Here is a 19,797-nt window from a genome sequence, read left to right on the forward strand (position 1 = left end):
TTACAGCACTTCTGGGGCGAGCGAGACGATCTTCATGAACTTCTCAGTACGAAGTTCACGGGTCACTGGCCCAAAGATACGGGTGCCGATCGGCTCTTGCTTGTTGTTCAACAGAACAGCAGCGTTGCCATCAAAGCGGATGATGGAGCCGTCTGCACGACGAACACCATGGCGAGTGCGGACTACAACAGCAGTCATCACTTGGCCTTTTTTCACCTTACCGCGAGGAATTGCTTCCTTGACGGTAACTTTGATGATGTCACCGATACCAGCGTAACGACGATGGGAGCCACCCAGCACCTTGATGCACATAACGCGGCGAGCGCCGCTGTTATCGGCCACATCGAGCATGGATTGAGTCTGAATCATATAATTTCTCCGACCCCTAGCCCTTAGACTTCCACAGCGCGTTCGAGAACATCAACCAGAGCCCAAGACTTGGTCTTGGCCATCGGACGAGTTTCACGAATAGTGACTTTGTCGCCGATGTGGCACTGATTGGTTTCGTCGTGCGCGTGCAGCTTAGTCGAACGCTTAACGTATTTACCGTAGATAGGGTGCTTAACGCGACGCTCAATCAGAACGGTGATGGTCTTGTCCATCTTGTCGCTGACAACACGGCCAGTCAGCGTACGGACAGTTTTTTCGGCTTCAGCCATGATTACTTACCTGCCTGCTGGTTGAGCACAGTCTTCACGCGAGCGATGTCACGCTTAACTTGCGAGAGCAGATGAGACTGCCCCAACTGGCCAGTTGCTTTCTGCATACGCAGATTGAACTGGTCGCGCAGCAGGCCGAGCAGTTGCTCGTTCAGCTGCTGTGCGGATTTTTCACGAAGTTCATTCGCTTTCATCACATCACCGTCCGTTTAACAAAGGAGGTGGCGAGCGGCAGCTTTGCAGCAGCCAGGGCGAAAGCCTCACGCGCCAGCTCTTCAGAAACACCCTCGATTTCATACAGGACTTTGCCTGGCTGAATCTGGGCAACCCAGTATTCGACGTTACCCTTACCTTTACCCATCCGAACTTCGAGTGGCTTCTTGGAAATAGGCTTGTCCGGGAATACACGGATCCAGATCTTGCCACCACGTTTTACGTGACGGGTCAGAGCACGACGCGCTGACTCGATCTGACGAGCGGTGAGACGACCACGAGCAACAGACTTCAGCGCGAACTCGCCGAAGCTGACTTTGCTACCGCGCAATGCCAGACCACGGTTGTGGCCGGTCATTTGCTTGCGGAACTTCGTACGCTTTGGTTGCAACATTTGGCGTACCCCTTACTTAGCAGCTTTTTTACGAGGCGCAGGTGCTTGCGGCTTCAGCTCTTCTTGGCGACCACCAATTACTTCGCCTTTGAAGATCCAAACCTTCACACCGATCACACCGTAAGTGGTGTGAGCTTCGTAGGTGGCATAGTCGATATCGGCACGCAGGGTGTGCAGTGGCACACGACCTTCGCGATACCATTCAGTACGTGCGATTTCAGCACCGCCGAGACGACCGCTCACTTGGATTTTGATGCCTTTGGCACCAATGCGCATGGCGTTCTGTACAGCGCGCTTCATAGCACGACGGAACATTACGCGACGCTCCAGCTGCTGAGCTACGCTCTGCGCAACCAGCATACCGTCGAGCTCCGGCTTGCGGATCTCTTCGATATTGATGTGCACAGGCACACCCATTTGCTTGGTCAGGTCCTGACGCAGCTTCTCAACATCTTCACCTTTCTTGCCGATCACGATGCCGGGACGAGCGGTGTGGATGGTGATGCGTGCAGTTTGAGCCGGACGATGGATATCGATACGGCTTACGGACGCGCTTTTTAGTTTGTCTTGGAGATACTCACGCACATTCAGATCTGCGAGCAAATAGTCCGCATAAGTCCGACCGTCTGCGTACCAGACGGAGGTGTGCTCCTTGACGATTCCCAGGCGAATGCCAATGGGATGTACTTTCTGACCCATCTCTTCGACTCCGTTACTTGTCAGCAACCTTGACAGTGATATGGCAAGACCGCTTGACGATGCGATCAGCACGGCCCTTGGCACGTGGCATGATGCGCTTCAGCGAACGCCCTTCGTTGACGAAAACGGTGGAGACCTTCAGGTCATCAACGTCTGCGCCTTCGTTATGCTCGGCGTTGGCTACGGCCGACTCCAGCACTTTCTTCATGATCTCGGCGGCTTTCTTACTGCTGAAAGCCAACAGGTTGAGCGCTTCGCCCACCTTCTTCCCGCGGATCTGGTCGGCGACCAAGCGGGCTTTCTGGGCGGAGATTCGAGCGCCCGACAACTTAGCGGCTACTTCCATCGTTCCTTACCCCTTAACGCTTGGCTTTCTTGTCTGCCACGTGCCCACGATAAGTGCGGGTACCGGCAAACTCGCCCAGTTTGTGGCCGACCATGTCTTCGTTCACGAGAACTGGAACATGTTGACGACCGTTATGCACAGCAATGGTCAGACCGACCATTTGTGGCAGGATCATGGAACGGCGCGACCAGGTCTTAACTGGTTTGCGATCGTTCTTTTCCGCCGCCACTTCGATCTTCTTCAGTAGGTGAAGATCAATAAAAGGACCTTTTTTCAGAGAACGTGGCACTGTCGTATCCCTCTATTTACTTGCGACGACGGACGATCATTTTGTCGGTACGCTTATTACCACGAGTCTTCGCGCCCTTAGTCGGGAAGCCCCATGGCGATACCGGATGACGACCACCAGAGGTACGACCTTCACCACCACCATGTGGGTGGTCAACCGGGTTCATGGCAACACCACGAACGGTTGGGCGAACGCCACGCCAGCGTTTGGCACCAGCTTTACCCAGCGAACGCAGGCTGTGCTCGGAGTTCGAGACTTCGCCCAGGGTCGCACGGCACTCAGCCAGCACTTTACGCATCTCACCAGAACGCAGACGCAGGGTCACGTAGACACCTTCACGAGCGACCAGCTGAGCCGAAGCACCAGCCGAACGAGCGATTTGCGCGCCTTTACCTGGCTTCAGTTCGATGCCGTGTACGGTGCTACCAACTGGAATGTTGCGCAGTTGCAGAGCGTTGCCCGGCTTGATCGGTGCCAGAGCACCTGCGATCAGCTGGTCGCCAGCGCTCACGCCTTTAGGGGCGATGATGTAGCGACGCTCGCCATCTGCGTACAGCAGCAGAGCGATGTGAGCAGTACGGTTTGGATCGTATTCGATACGCTCGACAGTGGCAGCGATGCCATCTTTATCGTTGCGACGGAAGTCGACCAGACGGTAATGCTGCTTATGACCACCACCAACGTGACGAGTAGTGATGCGGCCATTGTTGTTACGACCACCAGACTTCGACTTCTTCTCGAGCAGCGGTGCGTGAGGAGCGCCTTTATGCAGCTCCTGGTTGACCACCTTGACCACAAAACGGCGGCCAGGGGAAGTCGGTTTGCATTTAACGATTGCCATGATGCACCCCTTCCTTACTCAGCACTGCTGCTGAAATCGAGATCTTGGCCTGGCTGAAGGGAGATAACTGCCTTCTTCCAGTCATTACGCTTGCCCAGACCGCGAGCGGTACGTTTGCTCTTACCCAGAACATTCAGGGTAGTAACACGTTCCACTTTCACGCTGAACAGGCTTTCGACGGCCTTCTTGATTTCCAGCTTGGTTGCATCAGTAGCAACCTTGAAAACGAACTGGCCTTTCTTGTCTGCCAGAACCGTAGCCTTCTCGGAAACGTGCGGGCCAAGCAGAACTTTAAATACGCGTTCCTGGTTCATCCCAGCAGCTCCTCGAATTTCTTCACGGCCGACACAGTGATCAACACTTTGTCGTATGCGATCAGACTAACTGGATCGGAACCTTGCACGTCACGAACATCAACGTGTGGCAGGTTACGAGCAGCCAGGTACAGGTTCTGATCAACAGCGTCCGACACGATCAGAACGTCGGTCAGGCTCATGTTGTTCAGTTTGCCCAGCAGATCTTTGGTCTTCGGAGTTTCAACAGCGAAATCCTGAACCACGACCAGACGATCAGTACGCACCAGCTCAGCAAGGATGGAACGCATTGCTGCGCGATACATCTTCTTGTTCAGCTTCTGGGAGTGATCCTGAGGACGAGCTGCAAAAGTGGTACCGCCGCCACGCCAGATTGGGCTACGGATGGTACCAGCACGAGCGCGGCCAGTACCTTTCTGACGCCATGGGCGCTTGCCGCCACCAGAAACGTCGGAACGGGTCTTTTGCTGCTTGCTACCTTGACGGCCGCCAGCCATGTAGGCCACGACTGCTTGGTGAACCAGCGTCTCGTTGAATTCGCCGCCAAATGTCAGTTCGGAAACTTCGATCGCTTGAGCGTCATTTACATTTAATTGCATGTCAGCTTCCCCTTAACCGCGAGCCTTGGCCGCCGGACGTACAACCAGGTTGCCGCCAGTAGCGCCAGGAACAGCACCCTTGACCAACAACAGATTGCGTTCAGCGTCGACGCGCACTACTTCCAGGGACTGCACGGTCACGCGCTCAGCGCCCATATGACCGGACATTTTTTTGCCCTTGAATACACGACCAGGAGTCTGGCACTGGCCAATAGAGCCCGGGACGCGGTGGGAAACGGAGTTACCGTGGGTGTTATCTTGACCGCGGAAATTCCAACGCTTGATGGTACCGGCGAAGCCTTTACCTTTCGACTGACCGGTAACATCTACCAGTTGGCCAGCTGCGAAGATTTCTGCATTGATCAGATCGCCAGCTTGGTACTCGCCTTCTTCAAGACGGAATTCCCAAACGCCACGACCGGCAGCAACGTTCGCTTTAGCGAAGTGACCTGCCTGAGCAGCAGTCACGCGCGAAGCACGACGCTCACCTACAGTGACTTGCACTGCACGATAGCCATCGGTTTCTTCAGTTTTGAACTGGGTGACGCGATTCGGTTCGATCTCAATGACCGTGACCGGAATGGAGACACCTTCTTCGGTGAAAATACGGGTCATACCGCATTTACGACCGACTACACCAATAGTCATGTTGTAAACCTCATGAGTGTACGGGGCTTTCACCCGCTATGGCCGCCCATTTCAGAGCGTTACACGACTAAGACCGAGTCTTAGCCGAGGCTGATCTGCACTTCCACACCTGCCGCAAGATCAAGCTTCATAAGAGCATCAACGGTTTTATCCGTTGGCTGGACGATGTCCAGTACGCGCTTATGAGTACGGATCTCGTACTGGTCACGCGCGTCTTTGTTGACGTGCGGGGAGACCAGAACGGTGAACCGCTCTTTACGGGTAGGCAGTGGAATTGGACCACGCACTTGAGCACCAGTACGTTTCGCGGTTTCCACGATTTCCTGGGTGGATTGGTCGATCAGGCGATGGTCGAAAGCCTTCAACCTGATACGGATTTGCTGATTTTGCATTGGATTTCAGACTCCAGGCTGCTATTCCCACCGGGCGCAATACGCCCGTTAAAAGGAGGCGCAATTCTATAGACGGCCCCACAGAGTGTCAACCCAATAAAAAAGCCCCCGCAAGCGGGGGCTTCTTCATGAGTCGTCGATTACTCGATAACTTTGGCTACGACGCCAGCGCCGACGGTACGACCGCCTTCACGGATAGCGAAACGCAGACCATCTTCCATCGCGATGGTTTTGATCAGAGTGACAGTCATCTGGATGTTGTCACCTGGCATTACCATTTCAACGCCTTCTGGCAGCTCGCAGTTACCAGTCACGTCAGTAGTACGGAAGTAGAACTGTGGACGGTAGCCTTTGAAGAACGGAGTATGACGGCCGCCTTCTTCTTTGCTCAGAACGTAAACTTCAGCAGTGAACTTGGTGTGCGGCTTAACAGTGCCTGGCTTAACCAGAACCTGACCACGCTCAACGTCGTCACGCTTGGTACCACGCAGCAGAACGCCGCAGTTCTCGCCAGCACGACCTTCGTCGAGCAGTTTGCGGAACATTTCAACGCCGGTGCAAGTGGTCTTCTGAGTGTCGCGCAGACCAACGATCTCAACTTCTTCCTGGATGCGAACGATACCACGCTCAACACGGCCAGTTACCACGGTGCCACGACCGGAGATCGAGAATACGTCTTCGATTGGCATCAGGAACGGCTTGTCGATTGCACGCTCTGGCTCTGGGATGTAGGTGTCCAGAGTTTCTACCAGACGCTTAACAGCGGTGGTACCCATTTCGTTGTCGTCTTGGCCGTTCAGAGCCATCAGAGCAGAACCGATGATGATCGGAGTGTCGTCGCCTGGGAAATCGTAAGTGCTCAGCAGATCGCGCACTTCCATTTCAACCAGTTCCAGCAGCTCAGCGTCGTCAACCATGTCAGCCTTGTTCAGGAAGACAACGATGTACGGAACGCCTACCTGACGGGACAGCAGGATGTGCTCACGAGTTTGTGGCATCGGACCATCGGCAGCCGAGCAAACCAGGATCGCGCCGTCCATCTGAGCAGCACCAGTGATCATGTTCTTGACGTAGTCGGCGTGACCCGGGCAGTCAACGTGCGCGTAGTGACGAATGTGCGAATCGTACTCTACGTGCGCAGTGTTGATGGTGATACCACGAGCTTTTTCTTCTGGGGCGCTGTCGATCTTGTCGAAGTCAACACGAGCCGAACCGAAAACTTCGGAGCAAACGCGAGTCAGAGCAGCGGTCAGAGTGGTTTTACCGTGGTCAACGTGACCGATGGTGCCAACGTTGACGTGCGGTTTGTTACGTTCAAATTTTTCTTTAGCCACGACAATTAACTCCTAGCCTAAAGGGGAGACTGAATCAGCCTTGTTTTTTAACGAGAGCTTCGACGATGTTCGACGGAGCTTCGGCGTATTTGGAGAATTCCATGGAGTAGCTCGCGCGACCCTGAGACATGGAACGAACGTCAGTTGCATAACCGAACATTTCACCCAGTGGCACTTCGGCACGGATAACCTTGCCGGACACCGAGTCATCCATACCCTGAATCAGACCACGACGACGGTTCAGGTCACCCATCACGTCACCCATGTAGTCCTCTGGGGTTACAACTTCAACCTTCATGATCGGCTCGAGCACAACACCGCCGCCCTTCTGGGCCAGCTGCTTGGTCGCCATGGAGGCCGCCACCTTGAACGCCATCTCGTTGGAGTCGACGTCGTGGTAGGAACCATCGAACACGGTAGCCTTCAGGCCGATCAGCGGATAACCGGCAACGACGCCGTTCTTCATCTGCTCTTCGATACCCTTCTGGATAGCCGGGATGTATTCCTTAGGAACCACACCACCAACAACTTCGTTGGTGAAGACCAGACCTTCGGTGATGTTGCCGTTCGCATCAACGTCCGGCTCCGAGAAACGGATCCAGCAGTGACCGAACTGACCGCGACCGCCGGATTGACGAACGAATTTGCCTTCGATCTCGACGTTGCTCTTGCTGATCTTCTCGCGGTACGAAACCTGCGGCTTGCCGATGTTGGCTTCGACGTTGAACTCGCGCTTCATGCGGTCAACGAGGATGTCCAGGTGCAGCTCACCCATACCGGAGATAATGGTCTGACCAGTCTCTTCGTCAGTCTTGACGCGGAACGACGGGTCTTCCTGAGCCAGCTTGCCCAGTGCAATACCCATCTTTTCCTGGTCCTGCTTGGTTTTCGGCTCTACCGCTACCGAAATCACAGGCTCAGGGAAGTCCATACGCTCAAGGATGATCTGCTTGTCGAGATCGCACAGAGTGTCACCAGTGGTGACGTCCTTCATGCCGATCAGGGCAGCGATGTCGCCTGCACGTACTTCTTTGATCTCTTCACGCTGGTTGGCATGCATCTGCACCATACGACCAACGCGCTCTTTCTTGCCCTTGACCGAGTTGATCACGGAGTCGCCCGAGCTCAGGAAGCCCGAGTAAACGCGCACGAAAGTCAGAGTACCAACGAACGGGTCAGTAGCGATCTTGAATGCCAGAGCCGAGAACGGTTCCGAATCGTCAGCATGACGCTCGTCGTAATCCGCTTCTACCAGCTCTTCCTTCGGCTTCTCGATGAGATCCGGGTGGATACCTTTGATCGCAGGGATCTCGGTAGGAGCAGGCAGGAAGTCGATAACGGCATCGAGAACCAGGGGAACACCCTTGTTCTTGAACGAAGAACCGCAGACAGCCGGAACGATCTCGCTAGCCAGGGTGCGCGCACGCAGGCCGGCCTTGATTTCTTCGACGGTCAGGTCACCTTCTTCAAGGTACTTATTCATCAGCTCTTCGTTGGCTTCAGCAGCAGCTTCAACCATGTTGGAGCGCCACTCGTTAGCCAGGTCCAGCATATCGGCAGGAATTTCTTCCTCGCGATAGGTAGTACCCTTGTCGTCGTCGTTCCAGTAGATAGCCTTCATCTTGATCAGATCAACCTGACCTTCGAAGTTATCTTCAGCGCCGATAGCCAGCTGAACCGGAACCGGGGTGTGACCCAGGCGGTTTTTGATCTGACCAACAACGCGCAGGAAGTTAGCGCCTGCACGGTCCATCTTGTTCACGTAAACAACACGTGGAACGCCGTATTTGTTGGCTTGACGCCATACGGTTTCAGACTGAGGCTCAACACCGGAAGTACCGCAGAACACAACGACCGCGCCGTCGAGTACACGCAGAGAACGCTCTACTTCAATGGTGAAGTCAACGTGGCCTGGGGTATCGATAACGTTTACACGATAGTTATCGTATTGGCCGCGCGAACCTTTCCAGAAGGTAGTTACAGCAGCGGAGGTAATGGTGATACCCCGCTCCTGCTCCTGCACCATCCAGTCGGTGGTAGCAGCGCCGTCATGCACCTCACCCATCTTGTGGCTGAGACCTGTGTAAAACAGGATCCGCTCGGTAGTGGTAGTCTTGCCCGCGTCAACGTGGGCACAGATACCAATGTTACGGTAGCGGTTGATTGCTGTAGTACGAGCCATAAAGCCCTCGCAAAATGAATGATGCTGAGATTAGAAGCGGTAGTGCGAGAAAGCCTTGTTGGCTTCAGCCATACGGTGAACGTCTTCACGCTTCTTAACTGCAGCACCTTTGCCTTCGGCAGCATCCAGCAGTTCGCCAGCCAAACGCAGAGCCATAGACTTCTCGCCGCGCTTGCGAGCGAAGTCTACCAACCAGCGCATTGCCAGAGCGTTACGACGGGACGGACGAACTTCGACCGGAACCTGGTAAGTAGCACCGCCTACACGGCGCGACTTCACTTCGACCAGCGGAGCGATGGCGTCGAGAGCTTTCTCGAAGATTTCCAGGGGATCGCTGTTCTTGCGCTCTTTAACTTTTTCCAGCGCACCATAAACGATACGTTCGGCAACGGCTTTCTTGCCGCTCTCCATTACGTGGTTCATGAATTTGGCGAGGATCTGGCTTCCGTATTTCGGATCGTCCAGAATCTCACGTTTGGCTGCTACGCGACGTCTTGGCATTGATAAGCCCTCAAACGGTCTTCAGGTTAGCTCGGGACAGCTGATCCAATGGACGCGTGCCCGACCTTACTCTTATCGACTCAATATAATTAAAAACTGCAAAACGACCGATTACTTCGGACGCTTGGTACCGTACTTCGAACGACCTTGGTTACGACCTTTAACGCCGGAGGTATCCAGGGAGCCGCGAACGGTGTGGTAACGAACACCTGGCAAGTCTTTTACACGGCCGCCGCGAATCAGTACGACGCTGTGCTCTTGCAGGTTGTGGCCTTCACCGCCGATGTACGAGGAAACCTCGAAACCGTTGGTCAGACGCACACGGCATACTTTACGCAGTGCCGAGTTAGGTTTTTTCGGCGTAGTGGTATACACGCGAGTGCACACGCCACGACGTTGCGGGCAGTTCTGCAGCGCAGGCACGTCGGATTTCTCGACGATACGCTTACGCGGCTGACGTACCAGCTGGTTGATAGTTGCCATCTACTAGCTCCACTGTTGTCTTTCGACATAAACAAAATGGCAGAGCAGGAGCTCCACCAAATTTAGGGGTACAAGAGTCTAAAGAGGATCTCGCCCCCAGTCAAGGCAAGGCCCCGGCCTCTCCGATCAGCGAACCTCGACAAAAAGTGTCTCGATTCTCAGTCGGAAAAACCGGGGCCCCATCTCAATCTACTACAGACCTCAGTTACCGCTGGAGTTCAGCGCTTCTGTCAGTGCTGCTTCGACTTCGCTCGCGCTCACGCGCAGTGGCTTGTCTGCATCACGACGACGCTTACGCTCGCTGTGGTAAGCCAGGCCGGTACCGGCCGGGATCAGACGACCCACAACCACGTTTTCCTTCAGGCCACGCAAGTAGTCGCGCTTGCCGGTCACTGCTGCCTCGGTCAGTACACGAGTGGTCTCTTGGAAAGAGGCCGCCGAGATGAACGACTCAGTGGACAAGGACGCCTTAGTAATACCCAGCAATACGCGGGTGAACTTGGAGATGAACTTGTCTTCAGCGCTCAGACGCTCGTTTTCTACCAGTACGTGAGTCAGTTCCATCTGGTCGCCCTTGATGAAACTGGAGTCGCCAGACTCGGCAATCTCAACCTTACGCAGCATCTGACGCAGAATGGTCTCGATGTGCTTATCGTTGATCTTCACGCCCTGCAGACGGTAAACGTCCTGGATCTCGTTAACGATGTACTTAGCCAACGCACTCACACCCAGCAAACGCAGGATGTCGTGCGGATCGCTCGGACCGTCGGAGATAACTTCGCCGCGGTTCACTTGTTCGCCTTCGAAGACGTTCAGGTGACGCCACTTAGGAATCAGCTCCTCATACGGATCACTACCGTCGTTCGGGGTAATGACCAGACGGCGCTTGCCCTTGGTCTCTTTACCGAACGCGATGGTGCCGCTGACTTCAGCCAGAATCGACGCTTCTTTCGGACGACGAGCTTCGAACAAGTCGGCAACACGCGGCAGACCACCGGTGATGTCACGGGTCTTCGAAGTTTCTTGCGGAATACGAGCGATAACATCACCGATCGCAATCTGCGCACCGTCGGCAACACCTACAAGGGCGTTAGCCGGCAGGAAGTACTGGGCCGGTACGTCGGTACCTGGCAGCAGCAGATCCTTGCCATCCATACCAACCATCTTCACCGCAGGACGGATGTCCTTACCGGCAGCTGGACGGTCTTTGACGTCAAGCACTTCAATATTGGTCATACCGGTCAATTCGTCAGTCTGACGCTTGATCGTGATGCCTTCTTCCATGCCCACGTAGGTCACGGTACCTTTCATTTCGGTAACGATTGGGTGAGTGTGCGGATCCCACTTGGCCACGATGGCACCAGCGTCGACCTTATCGCCTTCCTTCACCGAAATCACAGCACCGTACGGCAGCTTGTAGCGCTCGCGCTCGCGACCGAAGTCATCGGCAATTGCCAGTTCGCCAGAACGGGATACGGCTACCAGGTGACCATCAACACGCTCAACGTGCTTCAGGTTATGCAGACGGACAGTACCGCCATTCTTCACCTGTACGCTGTCTGCTGCCGAGGTCCGGCTTGCCGCACCACCGATGTGGAACGTACGCATGGTCAGCTGGGTACCCGGCTCACCGATGGACTGGGCAGCAATTACGCCGACCGCTTCACCGATGTTCACCAGGTGACCACGAGCCAGGTCACGGCCGTAGCACTTGGCGCAGATGCCATAACGAGTTTCGCAGCTGATCGGCGAACGCACGATCACTTCGTCGATGCTGTTCAGCTCGATGAACTCGACCCACTTCTCGTCTACCAGAGTGCCAGCAGGAACGATGACGTCCTCGGTACCCGGCTTGAATACGTCACGGGCGATAACACGACCCAATACGCGCTCACCCAGCGGCTCTACAACGTCACCGCCTTCAATGTGCGGAGTCATCAGCAGACCATGCTCGGTGCCGCAATCGATCTCGGTCACAACCAGATCCTGCGCCACGTCTACCAGACGACGAGTCAGGTAACCGGAGTTCGCTGTTTTCAACGCGGTATCCGCCAGACCTTTACGAGCACCGTGAGTCGAGATGAAGTACTGGAGTACGCTCAGACCTTCACGGAAGTTCGCAGTAATCGGCGTTTCGATGATGGAGCCGTCCGGCTTGGCCATCAGACCACGCATACCGGCCAGCTGACGGATCTGTGCAGCGGAACCCCGCGCACCCGAGTCAGCCATCATGTACATCGAGTTGAACGACTCTTGCTCAACTTCGTCGCCATGACGGTCGATTACCTTCTCTTTCGAGAGGTTAGCCATCATCGCCTTGGACACTTCGTCGTTGGCTTTCGACCAAAGGTCGATCACCTTGTTGTACTTCTCGCCCTGGGTTACCAGGCCGGAGGCGTACTGGCTCTCGATTTCCTTAACTTCATCGGTGGCAGCACCGATGATGCGGGCTTTTTCATCCGGGATAACGAAGTCGTTAACACCGATGGAAACGCCGGAAATGGTCGAGTAAGCGAAACCGGTGTACATCAACTGGTCAGCGAAGATCACGGTCTCTTTCAGACCAACCACGCGGTAGCACTGGTTGATCAGCTTGGAGATCGCCTTCTTCTTCATCGGCAAGTTGACGACGTCGAACGACAGACCTTTTGGCACGACCTGGAACAGCAGCGCACGACCAACAGTGGTGTCGACGATACGGGTAGCGCTCACGCTGCCGCCATCACGATCGTTAACGGTTTCGTTGATACGAACCTTGATCTTGGCGTGCAAAGCCGCTTCGCCGGCGCGGAATACGCGATCGACTTCCTGCAGGTCCGCGAACACACGACCTTCGCCCTTGGCGTTGATCGCTTCACGAGTCATGTAGTACAGACCCAATACAACGTCCTGCGACGGAACGATGATTGGCTCACCGTTGGCTGGCGACAGAATGTTGTTGGTCGACATCATCAACGCACGCGCTTCCAGCTGGGCTTCCAGCGTGAGCGGTACGTGCACGGCCATTTGGTCGCCGTCGAAGTCGGCGTTGTACGCGGCACAGACCAGAGGGTGCAGCTGGATAGCCTTACCTTCGATCAATACTGGCTCAAACGCCTGGATGCCCAGACGGTGAAGGGTCGGTGCACGGTTGAGCAGCACGGGGTGTTCGCGAATCACTTCAGCGAGAACGTCCCAAACTTCCGGCAGCTCGCGCTCAACCATCTTCTTGGCGGCTTTGATGGTGGTAGCCAGGCCACGCATTTCCAACTTGCCGAAAATGAACGGTTTGAACAGCTCGAGAGCCATCTTCTTCGGCAGACCGCACTGGTGCAGACGCAGGGTCGGACCTACGGTAATTACCGAACGACCGGAGTAGTCAACACGCTTACCGAGCAAGTTCTGACGGAAACGACCTTGCTTACCCTTGATCATGTCGGCCAGGGATTTCAGAGGACGCTTGTTGGAACCGGTGATAGCGCGGCCACGACGGCCGTTGTCGAGCAGTGCGTCGACAGCTTCCTGCAACATACGCTTTTCGTTGCGCACGATGATGTCCGGAGCGGACAGATCCAGCAGGCGCTTCAAACGGTTGTTACGGTTGATCACTCGACGATACAGGTCGTTGAGGTCAGAAGTCGCGAAGCGACCGCCATCCAGCGGGACCAGTGGACGCAGATCTGGCGGCAGAACCGGCAGAACGGTCAGCACCATCCACTCTGGAAGGTTGCCGGAACCCTGGAAGGCCTCCATCAACTTCAGACGCTTGGACAGCTTCTTGATCTTGGTTTCCGAGTTGGTTTGCGGAATCTCTTCGCGCAGACGGCCAATCTCGTGCTCCAGGTCGATAGCGTGCAGCAGTTCGCGGACAGCCTCGGCACCCATACGGGCGTCGAAGTCATCACCAAACTCTTCCAGCGCTTCGAAGTACTGCTCATCGTTCAGCAGTTGACCTTTTTCAAGGGTGGTCATGCCTGGATCGATAACGACATAGCTCTCAAAGTAGAGAACGCGCTCGATATCACGCAGGGTCATGTCCATCAGCAGGCCGATACGGGACGGCAGCGATTTCAGGAACCAGATGTGGGCAACCGGCGAAGCCAGTTCGATGTGCGCCATGCGCTCACGACGAACCTTGGCCAGTGCAACTTCAACGCCGCACTTCTCGCAGATCACGCCGCGATGCTTCAAGCGCTTGTACTTACCGCACAGGCACTCGTAATCCTTTACCGGGCCAAAGATCTTGGCGCAGAACAGGCCGTCACGCTCAGGTTTGAACGTACGGTAGTTGATGGTTTCCGGCTTTTTAACTTCACCGAACGACCACGAACGGATCATCTCAGGCGATGCCAATCCGATACGGATGGCGTCGAACTCTTCGACTTGACCCTGGTTTTTCAGCAAATTCAGTAGGTCTTTCAAGGCCTTTCCTCCTGGCGGAGCAGAGAGCGGGCAATCCTGCCCCGCTCTCGATTCGCGTCACGTGTTATTCGGTTTCCAGATCGATATCGATGCCGAGGGAACGAATTTCTTTGATCAACACGTTGAAGGACTCGGGCATGCCCGGCTCCATACGGTGATCGCCGTCCACGATGTTTTTGTACATCTTGGTACGACCGTTCACATCGTCCGACTTCACTGTGAGCATTTCTTGCAGAGTGTATGCAGCACCGTATGCTTCCAGTGCCCAGACCTCCATCTCCCCGAAACGCTGACCACCGAACTGCGCCTTACCACCCAGCGGCTGCTGGGTAACCAGGCTGTACGAACCGGTAGAACGAGCGTGCATCTTGTCGTCTACCAAGTGGTTCAGTTTCAGCATGTACATGTAGCCAACGGTAACTGGACGCTCGAACTTGTTGCCGGTACGGCCGTCGGTCAGTTGCATCTGGCCGCTTTCTGGCAGGTCAGCCAGTTTCAGCATGGCCTTGATTTCACTTTCCTTGGCGCCGTCGAACACCGGAGTAGCCATAGGCACACCGCCACGCAGGTTGTTCGCCAGATCCAGGATCTCCTGATCGGAGAAGCTGTCCAGGTCCTCGTTGCGACCACCGATCTGGTTATAGATCTCGTCCAGGAAGGTACGCAGCTCTGCAACCTTACGCTGCTCTTCGACCATCCGGTTGATCTTCTCGCCCAGACCTTTGGCCGCGAGGCCCAGGTGAGTTTCGAGAATCTGACCAACGTTCATACGCGAAGGTACGCCCAACGGGTTGAGGACTACGTCAACCGGGGTGCCATTGGCATCGTGCGGCATGTCTTCAACCGGCATGATCACGGAGACCACACCTTTGTTACCGTGACGACCGGCCATCTTGTCGCCCGGTTGGATGCGACGACGGATTGCCAGGTAGACCTTGACGATTTTCAGCACGCCCGGAGCCAGGTCATCGCCCTGCTGCAGTTTGCGCTTCTTGTCTTCGAACTTGTCGTCCAGCAGACGGCGGCGATCAACGATGTAGGCCTGAGCCTTCTCGAGCTGCTCGTTCAGAGCATCTTCAGCCATGCGCAGCTTGAACCACTGACCATGCTCAAGACCGTCGAGAACTTCGTCGGTGATTTCCTGACCCTTCTTCAGACCGGCGCCGCCTTCGGCTTTGTGGCCGACCAGAGCGGAACGCAGACGTTCGAAAGTCGCGCCTTCAACGATACGGAACTCTTCGTTCAGATCCTTACGAATCTCGTCGAGCTGGCTCTTCTCGATGGACAGAGCACGAGCATCACGCTCTACGCCATCACGAGTGAAGACCTGCACGTCGATGACAGTACCCTTGGTGCCGGTAGGTACGCGCAGGGAAGTGTCTTTAACGTCGCTGGCTTTTTCACCGAAGATTGCACGCAGCAGTTTTTCTTCCGGAGTCAGCTGGGTCTCGCCTTTCGGAGTGACCTTGCCCACCAGAATGTCGCCTGCGCCAACTTCAGCACCTACATAAACGATACCGGCTTCGTCCAGCTTGTTCAGTGCAGCCTCACCCACGTTCGGGATGTCCGCAGTGATTTCCTCTGGACCAAGCTTGGTGTCACGGGCCACACAGGTCAGTTCCTGGATGTGGATCGTGGTGAAGCGGTCTTCCTGAACCACACGCTCGGACAGGCAGATGGAGTCTTCGAAGTTGAAGCCGTTCCATGCCATGAACGCGATACGCATGTTCTGACCCAGAGCCAGTTCACCCATGTCGGTGGACGGGCCGTCGGCCATGATATCGCTGCGCTGAACCCGATCACCCTTGCTCACCAGCGGACGCTGGTTGATGCAGGTGTTCTGGTTGGAGCGGGTGTATTTGGTCAGGTTGTAGATGTCGACACCGGCTTCGCCAGTTTCAACTTCGTCATCGGCAACACGAACCACAATACGGCTGGCATCAACAGAGTCGATCACGCCGCCACGACGAGCCACGACGCAAACGCCGGAGTCACGGGCAACGTTGCGCTCCATGCCGGTACCTACCAGCGGCTTATCAGCACGCAGGGTCGGTACAGCCTGACGCTGCATGTTGGAACCCATCAACGCACGGTTGGCGTCATCGTGCTCGAGGAACGGAATCAACGACGCAGCAACCGAAACTACCTGCTTCGGCGAAACGTCCATCAAGGTGACGTCTTCTGGCGCCTTGACGGTGAATTCGTTCAAGTGACGAACAGCTACCAGCTCATCGATCAGATGACCCTTGTCGTTCATGGTCGCCGAAGCCTGGGCGATCACGTGATCGGCCTCTTCGATAGCGGACAGGAACACGATCTCATCGGTTACCAGCGCATCTTTCACCACACGGTACGGGCTTTCGAGGAAGCCGTACTGGTTGGTGCGGGCATAGGCAGCCAAGGAGTTGATCAGACCAATGTTCGGACCTTCCGGCGTTTCAATCGGACATACACGACCGTAGTGAGTCGGGTGCACGTCACGAACTTCAAAGCCTGCACGCTCACGAGTCAGACCACCCGGGCCGAGTGCAGACACACGACGCTTGTGGGTAATCTCGGACAGCGGGTTGTTCTGGTCCATGAACTGCGACAGCTGGCTGGAACCGAAGAACTCTTTCACTGCCGCAGCTACTGGCTTGGCATTGATCAGGTCTTGCGGCATCAGGCCTTCGCTTTCAGCCATCGACAGACGCTCTTTGACCGCACGTTCTACACGCACCAGGCCAACGCGGAACTGGTTCTCGGCCATTTCGCCTACGCAGCGAACACGACGGTTACCCAGGTGGTCGATGTCGTCGACGATGCCTTTACCGTTACGGATGTCGACCAGAGTCTTCAGTACAGCAACGATGTCTTCCTTGCACAGCACGCCCGAACCTTCGATCTCGGTACGACCGATACGACGGTTGAACTTCATCCGGCCAACGGCGGACAAGTCATAGCGCTCTGGACTGAAGAACAGGTTATTGAACAGAGTCTCGGCAGCATCTTTGGTCGGCGGCTCGCCTGGACGCATCATGCGATAGATCTCGACCAGCGCTTCCAATTGGTTGCTGGTGGAGTCGATCTTCAGAGTGTCGGAAACGAACGGACCGCAATCGATGTCGTTGGTGTACAGAGTTTCGATGCGAACAACCTGCGACTTGGCGATTTTTGCCAGGATCTCGGTGTTCAGCTCGGTGTTGCACTCTGCCAGGATCTCGCCGGTAGCCGGGTGCACAATGGCCTTGGCAGTGGTACGACCCAGGACGTAGTCCAGAGGCACATCCAGTTCCTTGATGCCGGCTTTTTCCAGCTGGTTGATATGGCGAGCGGTAATACGACGACCTTGCTCGACAATAACCTTGCCCTTGTCGTCCTGGATATCCAGAACAGCGATTTCACCACGCAGACGCTGAGGCACCAACTCCAGGCTCAGGCTCTCGCCTTTCACATGGAATACGTTGGTGGTGTAGAACGCGTCCAGCACTTCTTCAGTGGTGTAACCCAGCGCGCGCAGCAGAACCGACGCTGGCAGCTTGCGACGACGGTCGATACGGACGAACACGCAGTCTTTCGGATCGAACTCGAAGTCCAGCCACGAGCCGCGATAAGGAATGATCCGCGCCGAGTACAGCAGCTTACCGGAGCTGTGCGTCTTGCCACGGTCGTGGTCGAAGAATACGCCAGGGGAACGGTGCAGCTGGGAAACGATTACACGCTCGGTACCGTTGATTACGAAGGTACCGTTCTCAGTCATCAGGGGAATTTCCCCCATGTAGACTTCTTGCTCTTTGATGTCCTTGATCGCTTTGTTCGACGATTCTTTGTCGAAAATGATCAGACGAACTTTTACCCGCAAAGGTACGGCGTAAGTCACACCACGCAACACGCATTCTTTAACATCAAACGCCGGTTCGCCCAGGCGATAACCGACATACTCCAACGCAGCATTGCCGGAGTAGCTGATGATCGGGAAAACGGATTTGAAGGCCGCATGCAGGCCCACGTCGCGGAACTGATCTTTAGTCGCTCCCGCTTGCAAGAATTCACGATACGAATCCAGCTGGATGGCCAGGAGGTAAGGCACATCCATGACGTCCGGCAACTTGCTAAAGTCCTTGCGGATACGTTTTTTCTCAGTATATGAGTAAGCCATCAGCGTTCCCCAGCTTGGTCACCTGCTTATTCGGCTCCTCCCGACGGGAGCAGCCAGAAAATCGTGCAAACCCTTTGGTTTGCGCCACCGCACAGGGTGGGTTACAGCACGTTAAAGGCACCGACCCAGTCGGCCGCCAATAACGGAAAAAGGCCGGTGGCAAAAGCCACCAGCCATCAGCCGTTCGCTTAACGCTTGGGCTGGAGACACAAAGTCGATGCTTACTTGAGCTCGACTTTAGCGCCTGCTTCTTCCAGAGCTGCTTTGGCTTTTTCAGCTGCTTCTTTAGCAACAGCTTCCAGAACCATGGCAGGAGCGCCGTCAACTACAGCCTTGGCTTCTTTCAGGCCCAGACCGGTCAGTTCACGTACAGCCTTGATCACGTTAACTTTCTTCTCGCCAGCTTCGGTCAGCATGACGTTGAATTCAGTTTGCTCTTCAACAACAGCGGCAGCAGCAGCTGGGCCAGCAGCGGCAACAGCAGCGGTAACGCCGAAGGTTTCTTCCATTGCTTTGATCAGCTCAACAACTTCCAGAACGGTTTTCTGGCCGATTGCTTCGATGATTTGCTCGTTAGTCAGAGACATGACTATAAATTCCTGTATTGGGGTGACAGCCTACGCAGCCATCAAATTAAACATATGATTTTGAAAGGGCTTGCAGTGCCTTAGGCAGCAGCAGCTTCTTTCTGGTCGCGAATAGCCGCCAGAGTACGAGCCAGCTTGCTGGTAGCGCCTTGGATCACGCTCATCAGCTTCGCAATAGCTTCGTCGCGAGTTGGCAGCGAAGCCAACACGTCGATCTCGTTTGCTGCGAGGTACTTGCCCTCGAACGCAGCTGCCTTGATCTCGAACTTGTCCTGACCCTTTGCGAACTCTTTGAAAATACGGGCAGCAGCGCCCGGATGTTCCTTGGAGAATGCAATCAGGGTAGGGCCGACGAACGCGTCGTTGAGCACGTCATATTGAGTGCCTTCAACAGCGCGCTTGAGCAGGGTGTTACGTACGACACGTACATAAACACCAGCTTCGCGGGCCTCTTTACGGAGTCCGGTCATAGCGCCTACTGTCACACCACGGGCATCAGCCACGACAGCGGACAGAGCGGCTTTGGCAGCCTCGTTGACTTCAGCGACGATGGCCTTCTTGTCTTCGAGTTTAATTGCCACGGGTTTAACTCCTGCTTGTTACCGTTTCATCCAACCGGAGCTGGATGTCGTTTTGGTGTCTGATTCGGTAAGGAACCGGGAGCACCATCTGCGTAGGCTTGTGGTTTAAGACTTGCGCCGCCTACGGTCTTGGATAGCCCCCGCCAGGCAGGGACCCCAATTTTTCAACTGACGCAATCGCTTGCGCTAGTTTATG

At 55.3% G+C, this 19,797-nt stretch carries 20 protein-coding genes; all 20 read right to left on the reverse strand.

All coding sequences use genetic code 11. From position 1 onward, the window contains the following. The 20 genes from rplN to rplJ all read right to left on the reverse strand — a co-directional run bounded on the left by rplN (window position 1) and on the right by rplJ (window position 19,601). A complete protein-coding gene (gene rplN, locus ACSSVC_RS00405; RefSeq protein WP_002555479.1) occupies window positions 1-369 on the reverse strand; it encodes a 50S ribosomal protein L14 in 369 nt (122 codons plus the stop codon). Between the two features lie 23 nt (window positions 370-392). Then, a complete protein-coding gene (gene rpsQ, locus ACSSVC_RS00410) occupies window positions 393-659 on the reverse strand; it encodes a 30S ribosomal protein S17 (RefSeq protein WP_003194644.1) in 267 nt (88 codons plus the stop codon). 2 nt (window positions 660-661) lie between these two features. Further along, window positions 662-853: a 50S ribosomal protein L29 gene (gene rpmC, locus ACSSVC_RS00415; protein ID WP_002555481.1), complete on the reverse strand. Its 192-nt coding sequence runs from the start codon at window positions 851-853 to the stop codon at window positions 662-664. Further along, the gene (gene rplP, locus ACSSVC_RS00420; protein ID WP_003228729.1) at window positions 853-1,266 is read right to left on the reverse strand and encodes a 50S ribosomal protein L16; all 414 of its coding nucleotides are present in this window, start codon (window positions 1,264-1,266) and stop codon (window positions 853-855) included. Before rplP ends, rpmC begins: the two co-directional genes overlap by 1 nt. Before the next feature lie 12 nt (window positions 1,267-1,278). Further along, window positions 1,279-1,965 carry a 30S ribosomal protein S3 gene (rpsC, locus tag ACSSVC_RS00425; RefSeq protein ID WP_007924192.1) on the reverse strand — a complete coding sequence of 229 codons (687 nt, stop codon included), beginning with the start codon at window positions 1,963-1,965 and terminating at the stop codon, window positions 1,279-1,281. A gap of 13 nt (window positions 1,966-1,978) precedes the next feature. Continuing rightward, on the reverse strand, window positions 1,979-2,311 hold the full coding sequence (rplV, locus tag ACSSVC_RS00430) for a 50S ribosomal protein L22 (RefSeq protein ID WP_003103908.1): 333 nt from the start codon (window positions 2,309-2,311) through the stop codon (window positions 1,979-1,981). Window positions 2,312-2,324: 13 nt separating this feature from the next. Further along, entirely contained in the window at window positions 2,325-2,600 is a 276-nt protein-coding gene (rpsS, locus tag ACSSVC_RS00435; RefSeq protein WP_002555486.1) for a 30S ribosomal protein S19, read from the reverse strand. A 16-nt stretch (window positions 2,601-2,616) separates the two neighbouring features. Then, complete coding sequence (gene rplB, locus ACSSVC_RS00440; protein WP_011063775.1) at window positions 2,617-3,441, reverse strand: 50S ribosomal protein L2; 825 nt, start codon at window positions 3,439-3,441, stop codon at window positions 2,617-2,619. A gap of 14 nt (window positions 3,442-3,455) precedes the next feature. After that, window positions 3,456-3,755 carry a 50S ribosomal protein L23 gene (rplW, locus tag ACSSVC_RS00445; protein WP_002555488.1) on the reverse strand — a complete coding sequence of 100 codons (300 nt, stop codon included), beginning with the start codon at window positions 3,753-3,755 and terminating at the stop codon, window positions 3,456-3,458. Next, window positions 3,752-4,354, reverse strand: a complete 603-nt coding sequence (rplD, locus tag ACSSVC_RS00450) for a 50S ribosomal protein L4 (RefSeq protein WP_007924200.1) — start codon at window positions 4,352-4,354, stop codon at window positions 3,752-3,754. Before rplD ends, rplW begins: the two co-directional genes overlap by 4 nt. Window positions 4,355-4,366: 12 nt before the next feature. Further along, window positions 4,367-5,002: a 50S ribosomal protein L3 gene (gene rplC, locus ACSSVC_RS00455; RefSeq protein WP_007924205.1), complete on the reverse strand. Its 636-nt coding sequence runs from the start codon at window positions 5,000-5,002 to the stop codon at window positions 4,367-4,369. Window positions 5,003-5,082: 80 nt separating this feature from the next. Next, window positions 5,083-5,394 carry a 30S ribosomal protein S10 gene (rpsJ, locus tag ACSSVC_RS00460; protein ID WP_003186070.1) on the reverse strand — a complete coding sequence of 104 codons (312 nt, stop codon included), beginning with the start codon at window positions 5,392-5,394 and terminating at the stop codon, window positions 5,083-5,085. Window positions 5,395-5,534: 140 nt separating this feature from the next. Further along, the gene (gene tuf / locus ACSSVC_RS00465) at window positions 5,535-6,728 is read right to left on the reverse strand and encodes an elongation factor Tu (RefSeq protein WP_060841339.1); all 1,194 of its coding nucleotides are present in this window, start codon (window positions 6,726-6,728) and stop codon (window positions 5,535-5,537) included. A 34-nt stretch (window positions 6,729-6,762) separates the two neighbouring features. After that, window positions 6,763-8,910 (reverse strand): elongation factor G, encoded by a 2,148-nt coding sequence (gene fusA / locus ACSSVC_RS00470; RefSeq protein ID WP_025132366.1) that lies wholly within the window; start codon window positions 8,908-8,910, stop codon window positions 6,763-6,765. 30 nt (window positions 8,911-8,940) lie between these two features. Then, window positions 8,941-9,411, reverse strand: a complete 471-nt coding sequence (gene rpsG, locus ACSSVC_RS00475) for a 30S ribosomal protein S7 (RefSeq protein WP_007925959.1) — start codon at window positions 9,409-9,411, stop codon at window positions 8,941-8,943. A gap of 111 nt (window positions 9,412-9,522) precedes the next feature. Then, window positions 9,523-9,894, reverse strand: a complete 372-nt coding sequence (gene rpsL, locus ACSSVC_RS00480; protein ID WP_003186084.1) for a 30S ribosomal protein S12 — start codon at window positions 9,892-9,894, stop codon at window positions 9,523-9,525. A 201-nt stretch (window positions 9,895-10,095) separates the two neighbouring features. Then, window positions 10,096-14,295, reverse strand: a complete 4,200-nt coding sequence (rpoC, locus tag ACSSVC_RS00485; RefSeq protein ID WP_346635586.1) for a DNA-directed RNA polymerase subunit beta' — start codon at window positions 14,293-14,295, stop codon at window positions 10,096-10,098. Between the two features lie 64 nt (window positions 14,296-14,359). Next, on the reverse strand, window positions 14,360-18,433 hold the full coding sequence (gene rpoB / locus ACSSVC_RS00490) for a DNA-directed RNA polymerase subunit beta (RefSeq protein ID WP_346635585.1): 4,074 nt from the start codon (window positions 18,431-18,433) through the stop codon (window positions 14,360-14,362). A 221-nt stretch (window positions 18,434-18,654) separates the two neighbouring features. Next, window positions 18,655-19,020, reverse strand: coding sequence for a 50S ribosomal protein L7/L12 (gene rplL / locus ACSSVC_RS00495; protein ID WP_060841342.1), 366 nt, complete (start codon window positions 19,018-19,020; stop codon window positions 18,655-18,657). Window positions 19,021-19,100: 80 nt separating this feature from the next. Continuing rightward, window positions 19,101-19,601 (reverse strand): 50S ribosomal protein L10, encoded by a 501-nt coding sequence (gene rplJ, locus ACSSVC_RS00500; RefSeq protein WP_025132369.1) that lies wholly within the window; start codon window positions 19,599-19,601, stop codon window positions 19,101-19,103. Window positions 19,602-19,797 lie beyond the last annotated feature (196 nt).

It is taken from the genome of Pseudomonas sp. E1BtOHC1 (assembly GCF_058744285.1).